A 6000-nucleotide genomic window follows, 5' to 3' on the forward strand; every position below is an offset into this window, starting at 1 on the left:
CAACAATATCTGGAGGCGCGCCGGGCAACCGGCGCGTCTCGTTTGCATTATCCGGCGATACGGGTTTGTGTGGACGGGACGCAACGCCGTGCAAAAGGCGATCGTGAGATCGAGCCGCCTCTTGTGCAGCGCCTGCAAATACCGGAGATCGAACCGAGATGCTTCGATTTGTCCTTGGACGGCTGGCCGTCCTGATACCGACCTTCATCGGTGTGTCCATCATCGCCTTCGCGTTCATTCGCGTGCTGCCAGGCGACCCTGTGATGCTGATGTCCGGCGAGCGTGTGATGGCGCCCGAACGGTACGAGAAGATCAGCCACGAGCTCGGCTATGACCGGCCGCTGCCGGTGCAGTATTTCGATTATCTGACAGATGTGCTGAGCGGCGATTTCGGCAGTTCGATCGTCACCAAACGGCCGGTTCTGGACGACTTCCTGACGCTGTTTCCGGCGACGCTGGAGCTCTCGCTTTGCGCCATCCTGCTGGCCGTCTTCATCGGCGTGCCGGCGGGCGTGTTTGCCGCCATCAAACGCGGCTCGTTCTTCGACCAGGCGATCATGAGCACGGCACTGGTCGGCTATTCCATGCCGATCTTCTGGTGGGGCCTGCTTCTGATCATCCTGGTTTCCGGAACGCTCGGGTGGACGCCCGTGTCCGGCCGCATCTCGCTGCTCTATTATTTTCCGTCTGTGACCGGGTTCATGCTCATCGACTCGCTGCTTTCCGGCCAGGCCGGTGCCTTCAAGTCGGCCGTATCGCATCTCATTTTGCCGACCATCGTGCTTGGTACGATCCCGCTGGCGGTGATTGCCCGCCAAACGCGCTCTGCAATGCTGGAGGTGCTTGGCGAGGATTACGTGCGCACGGCCCGCGCCAAGGGGCTGCCGCCGTTCCGCGTGGTGGGCATCCATGCGCTCAGGAACGCGCTGATACCGGTGGTCACCACGATCGGCCTGCAGGTCGGCGTGCTCCTGGCCGGTGCCATCCTGACCGAGACGATCTTTTCCTGGCCGGGCATCGGCAAATGGATGGTCGATTCCGTGTTCAAGCGCGACTATCCGGTCATCCAGAGCGGGCTGCTCATCATCGCCGGCATCATCATGCTGGTGAACCTCCTCGTCGATCTGCTCTATGGGCTGATCAATCCGCGAATCCGGCATTGAGGGGGCTGACATGACAGACGCTTCCGCCACCCAGGCCAAAATGCAGGACCCTTCGCGCAGCGCGCGGCTTGCCGAGTTCTGGTACTATTTCTCCGAGAACCGGGGCGCGGTGATCGGCCTGGTTTTTTTCATCCTGCTGGTCATTCTGGCCCTCGCCGCGCCGCTGATCGCACCGCACGCGGCCAATGCGCAATATCGCGACGCGATCCTGGTGCCGCCTTATTGGCAGGAGGGCGGACGCGCCGCCTATCTGCTCGGCACCGACGCGGTTGGGCGCGACATGCTTTCGCGGCTGCTGTTTGGCGCGCGCTATTCGCTGTTCATCGGCGTCGTCGTGACGCTGCTGGCGCTGACCAGCGGTATCCTGATCGGCACCGTCGCCGGCTATTTCCGCGGTTGGGCCGATACGGCGATCACCCGGGTGATGGACATCATCCTGGCGTTCCCGTCGCTGCTTCTGGCACTGGTGCTTGTTGCGGTGCTCGGACCCGGCCTGACCAATGCGATGATCGCGATCGCGCTGGTGCAGCAGCCGCATTATGTGCGGCTTACGCGCGCTGCCGTGATGGCGGAAAAGAACCGCGACTATGTGACTGCCGCCCGCGTGGCAGGTGCAGGCAATCTGCGTCTGATGTTCAGGACCATCCTGCCCAATTGCACGGCGCCGCTGATCGTGCAGGCCGCACTGTCGTTCTCGACCGCAATCCTGGACGCCGCGGCACTCGGCTTCCTCGGCATGGGCGCACAGCCGCCGACGCCCGAATGGGGCACCATGCTGGCCGAAGCGCGCGAGTTCATTCTGCGCGCCTGGTGGGTGGTGACGTTCCCGGGCCTTGCCATCCTGATCACCGTTCTCGCCATCAACCTGATGGGCGACGGTTTGCGCGACGCGCTCGATCCCAAGCTGAAGAGGTCGTGACCATGGCGCTGCTTGAAATCAAGAACCTGACCGTCACCTTCGACACCGCTGCCGGACCGCTGCGTGCAGTCGACGGCATCTCGCTGTCGGTCGACGCAGGAGAGGTGCTGGCGATCGTCGGCGAATCCGGCTCCGGCAAGTCCGTTTCGATGCTGGCTGTGATGGGGCTGTTGCCGTGGACGGCGACCGTGAAAGCGGACCGCATGGCGTTCGAGGGCCGCGACATCCTCAATCTCTCGCCGGCGGAAAGGCGGCGCATCGTGGGCAAGGATATCGCGATGATTTTCCAGGAGCCGATCGCCAGCCTGAACCCGTGTTTCACCGTCGGCTTCCAGATCGAGGAAGCGCTGAAGCAGCATATGGGGCTGGATCGCAAGGCGCGGCGCAAAAGGGCCATCGAGCTCTTTGCAGCTGTCGGCATTCCCGACCCGGAAGACCGGCTCGGCCACTACCCGCATCAGATGTCGGGCGGCCAGTGCCAGCGCGTGATGATCGCCATCGCGATTGCCTGCAATCCGAAGCTGCTGATCGCCGACGAGCCGACCACCGCGCTCGACGTGACGATCCAGAAGCAGATACTCGACCTTTTGATGCAGCTGCAGGCCGAGCAGGGCATGGGCATGATCATGATCACCCACAATATGGGTGTGGTGGCGGAAACGGCCGACCGCGTGATCGTGCAGTACAAGGGCCGCAAGATGGAGGAGGCCGGCGTGCTGTCGCTGTTCGAGACGCCTGAGCATCCCTACACGCGCGCGCTGCTTTCGGCGTTGCCGGAAAACGCCACCGGCGACAGGCTGCCGACCGTGTCGGATTTCGCCTTCGAGGATGCGCCCTACAAAGGAGACCGGGCATGAGCGAGACCGTTCTCGAAACCAGGGGCATCGTGCGCGACTACCACATCAGTGGCGGGCTTTTCGGCCAGGGCCGCACCATTCACGCCGTGAAGGATGTCAGCCTGAAGGTGGAAAAGGGCAAGACGCTGGCGATTGTCGGCGAGTCCGGCTGCGGGAAATCCACGCTGGCGCGCATCATCACGATGATCGACGCGCCGACTGCCGGCGAGCTCTTCATCGACGGCGAGAAGGTGGACATCACCGCCAGCCGGCTTTCCGCGGAGATGCGCCGCAAGGTGCAGATCGTGTTCCAGAACCCCTACGGTTCGCTCAATCCGCGCCAGAAGATCGGCGATGTGCTGATGGACCCGCTGGTCATCAACTCGGATGTGCCGGCGGCCGAGCGGCGCGACCGCGCGATGTCGATGCTGACCAAGGTCGGCCTGCAGCCGGAGCACTTCAACCGCTACCCGCACATGTTTTCCGGCGGCCAGCGCCAGCGCATCGCGATTGCCCGCGCGCTGATGCTCAACCCGCGCCTGCTGGTGCTCGACGAGCCGGTTTCGGCGCTCGATCTTTCCGTGCAGGCGCAGGTGCTGAACCTCCTGGCCGATTTGCAGGACGAGTTCGGTCTCACCTATGTATTCATCAGCCATGATTTGTCGGTTGTGCGTTACATCGCCGACGACGTGATGGTTATGTATTTCGGCGAGGCGGTGGAATACGGCACGCGCGACGCGGTGTTTTCCGACCCTCAGCACGAATACACACGCACGCTGTTTGCCGCGACGCCGCGCGCCGATGTGGAGAGTATCAGGAAGCGGCTGGAGCGCAGGGCGGCCTAACCCGGTACGGTCCTGGCGGGGCCGCCCGGCATCCGAAATCCATGCGGAACAGCGGCGACGGCGCGAATCTCACTTTCGCTGGCGCTTTCCAGATATCCGCCGAGCGCGGGCGCAGCCATGTTGCGCCTTCAGGGAGGGTTGAGCGATGCCGCTTCAAATGAACCGCGAGGTTTTCATCACCTGCGCTGTCACCGGTTCCGGCGGCACGCAGGACCGCAGCCAGCATGTGCCGCGTTCGCCGAAACAGATTGCCGACAGCGCGATCGCGGCGGCGAAGGCGGGTGCGGCGATCGTGCATTGCCATGTGCGTGACCCCGAGAGCGGCGCCCCATCGCGGCGACTCGACCTCTATCGCGAGCTGACCGAGCGGGTGCGCGAGGCGGACGTCGACGTGGTGCTGAACCTCACCGCCGGCATGGGCGGCGACATCGTTTTCAGCGGTGTCGACGCGCCGCTGCCGCCGGCAGCCGGCACGGACATGATCGGCGCAAGCGAGCGCGTGGCGCATGTCGCTCAGTGCCTGCCCGAGATCTGCACGCTCGACTGCGGCACCATGAACTTCGCCGAAGCCGACTATGTGATGACCAATACGCCGGGCATGCTGCGCGCCATGGGCGCGATGATGACCGAGCTCGGCGTGAAGCCGGAGATCGAGGCGTTCGACACCGGGCATCTGTGGTTTGCCAAGGAGCTGGTGAAGGAAGGTGTGCTTGAAGGCCCTGCGCTGGTGCAGCTTTGCATGGGCGTGCCCTGGGGCGCGCCGGACGACCTCAACACCTTCATGGCGATGGTCAACAACGTGCCGGACGATTGGACGTTTTCGGCCTTTTCGCTTGGCCGCAACCAGATGGCATTTGCCGCGGCTGCGGTGCTCGCGGGCGGCAATGTGCGGGTCGGTCTCGAAGACAATCTCTGGCTCGACAAGGGTGTGCTTGCCGAGAACTGGCAGCTCGTGGAGCGAGCGCATTCGATCATCGAGAATTTGGGGGCGCGGGTGATTGGCCCGGCGGAAGTTCGCGAAAAGCTCGGCCTGACGAAGAGGGCGCCGAAATGAGCAAGAAAGCGGCCATTGTCGGCGGCGGTGTGATCGGCGGCGGCTGGGCCGCGCGGTTCTTGCTCAATGGCTGGGATGTCGCCTTATTCGACCCAGACCCCGAAGCCGAACGCAAGATCGACGAAGTGCTGTCAAATGCGCGGCGCAGCCTGCCGGCACTTTACGATCAGGCGATGCCCGACGAGGGACGGCTCACCTTTCGCGGCTCACTTGCCGAAGCGGTTGCCGGCGTTTCCTGGGTTCAGGAGAGCGTGCCCGAGCGGCTCGACCTGAAACACAAGGTGTTTGCGCAGATCGAGAAGTCGGCACCGGCCGATGCGGTTCTCGGCTCGTCCACCTCGGGCTTCAAGCCATCCGAGCTGAATGCCCAGGGCGGACGCGCGATCGTCGCTCACCCGTTCAATCCGGTCTATCTGCTGCCGCTGGTCGAACTCGTCGGCGACGCCGCCGAAACCGGCCGTGCTGCCGACATTCTGCGCGGGATCGGCATGTTCCCGCTCACCGTGCGCAAGGAAATCGACGCGCATATCGCCGACCGGCTGCTCGAAGCCGTGTGGCGCGAGAGCCTGTGGCTGGTGAAGGACGGTGTCGCGACGACGGAGGAGATCGACGAGGCGATCCGTATGGGCTTTGGTTTGAGATGGGCCCAGATGGGCCTGTTCGAAACCTACCGCATCGCCGGTGGCGAAGCCGGCATGCGGCATTTCATGGCGCAGTTCGGCCCCGCACTTGCCTGGCCGTGGACCAAGCTGATGGACGTGCCGGAATTCACCGACGAGCTGGTCGATCTGATCTCCGATCAGTCCGATGCGCAATCGGGCCATATGTCGATCCGGGCGCTGGAACGGCTGCGCGACGACAATCTGGTCGGCATCATGCGGGTCTTGAAGGCGAGCGGCAGCGGGGCAGGCGGCGTGATCAACAAGCATGAGGCGGCGCTGAGGCCCGAGAAGCTCAGGTGACAGCCCACCTCACCTTGAAGCCTGGATCGAAGACGGTGACGGGTCCGTCTTGGGTGTCGATCCTTGCGGGGAAGGCGACGGGGTCGGGTTGTCTGGTGAGCGTGATGCGGGTGTCGTTGGGCGCAAGGCGGTAGAAGGCCGGGCCGTTGAGAGAGGCGAAAGCCTCGAGGCGATCGAGAGCGCCTTCCTCCTCGAACACATGGGCGAGCAGCGGCATGGTG

At 64.0% G+C, this 6000-nt stretch carries 5 protein-coding genes and 2 pseudogenes; 6 read left to right on the forward strand and 1 reads right to left on the reverse strand.

Features of this window, described 5'->3' with window-relative positions:
- Positions 1 to 158: 158 nt before the first annotated feature.
- The 6 genes and pseudogenes from EP165_RS11405 to EP165_RS11430 all read left to right on the forward strand — a co-directional run.
- Positions 159 to 1163 carry an ABC transporter permease subunit gene (locus EP165_RS11405; protein WP_127522500.1) on the forward strand — a complete coding sequence of 335 codons (1005 nt, stop codon included), beginning with the start codon at positions 159 to 161 and terminating at the stop codon, positions 1161 to 1163.
- Between the two features lie 10 nt (positions 1164 to 1173).
- The gene (locus EP165_RS11410; protein ID WP_127522502.1) at positions 1174 to 2082 is read left to right on the forward strand and encodes an ABC transporter permease subunit; all 909 of its coding nucleotides are present in this window, start codon (positions 1174 to 1176) and stop codon (positions 2080 to 2082) included.
- Between the two features lie 2 nt (positions 2083 to 2084).
- Positions 2085 to 2939: an ABC transporter ATP-binding protein gene (locus tag EP165_RS11415; protein WP_127522504.1), complete on the forward strand. Its 855-nt coding sequence runs from the start codon at positions 2085 to 2087 to the stop codon at positions 2937 to 2939.
- Positions 2936 to 3763, forward strand: a complete 828-nt coding sequence (locus EP165_RS11420; RefSeq protein WP_127522506.1) for an ABC transporter ATP-binding protein — start codon at positions 2936 to 2938, stop codon at positions 3761 to 3763. Before EP165_RS11415 ends, EP165_RS11420 begins: the two co-directional genes overlap by 4 nt.
- 145 nt (positions 3764 to 3908) lie before the next feature.
- Positions 3909 to 4817 carry a 3-dehydrocarnitine:acetyl-CoA trimethylamine transferase BcoG gene (gene bcoG / locus EP165_RS11425; RefSeq protein WP_127522508.1) on the forward strand — a complete coding sequence of 303 codons (909 nt, stop codon included), beginning with the start codon at positions 3909 to 3911 and terminating at the stop codon, positions 4815 to 4817.
- A pseudogene (locus tag EP165_RS11430) lies at positions 4814 to 5758 on the forward strand (3-hydroxyacyl-CoA dehydrogenase NAD-binding domain-containing protein); the annotation flags it as partial. The gene bcoG and the pseudogene EP165_RS11430, both read left to right, overlap by 4 nt.
- A gap of 13 nt (positions 5759 to 5771) precedes the next feature.
- Here the strand turns inward: EP165_RS11430 and EP165_RS11435 are convergent.
- Positions 5772 to 6000: pseudogene (locus EP165_RS11435) on the reverse strand (dihydroorotase); the annotation flags it as partial.

Source organism: Mesorhizobium sp. Z1-4 (assembly GCF_004000235.1).
Lineage (GTDB): Bacteria > Pseudomonadota > Alphaproteobacteria > Rhizobiales > Rhizobiaceae > RCIO01.

Excerpts from the sequence above, each read along its gene's own strand:
- EP165_RS11415 (WP_127522504.1), top strand. The coding sequence starts at position 2,085 with ATGGCGCTGCTTGAAATCAAGAACCTGACCGTCACCTTCGACACCGCT.
- EP165_RS11405 (WP_127522500.1), top strand. The coding sequence starts at position 159 with ATGCTTCGATTTGTCCTTGGACGGCTGGCCGTCCTGATACCGACCTTC.
- EP165_RS11420 (WP_127522506.1), top strand. The coding sequence starts at position 2,936 with ATGAGCGAGACCGTTCTCGAAACCAGGGGCATCGTGCGCGACTACCAC.
- bcoG (WP_127522508.1), top strand. The coding sequence starts at position 3,909 with ATGCCGCTTCAAATGAACCGCGAGGTTTTCATCACCTGCGCTGTCACC.
- EP165_RS11410 (WP_127522502.1), top strand. The coding sequence starts at position 1,174 with ATGACAGACGCTTCCGCCACCCAGGCCAAAATGCAGGACCCTTCGCGC.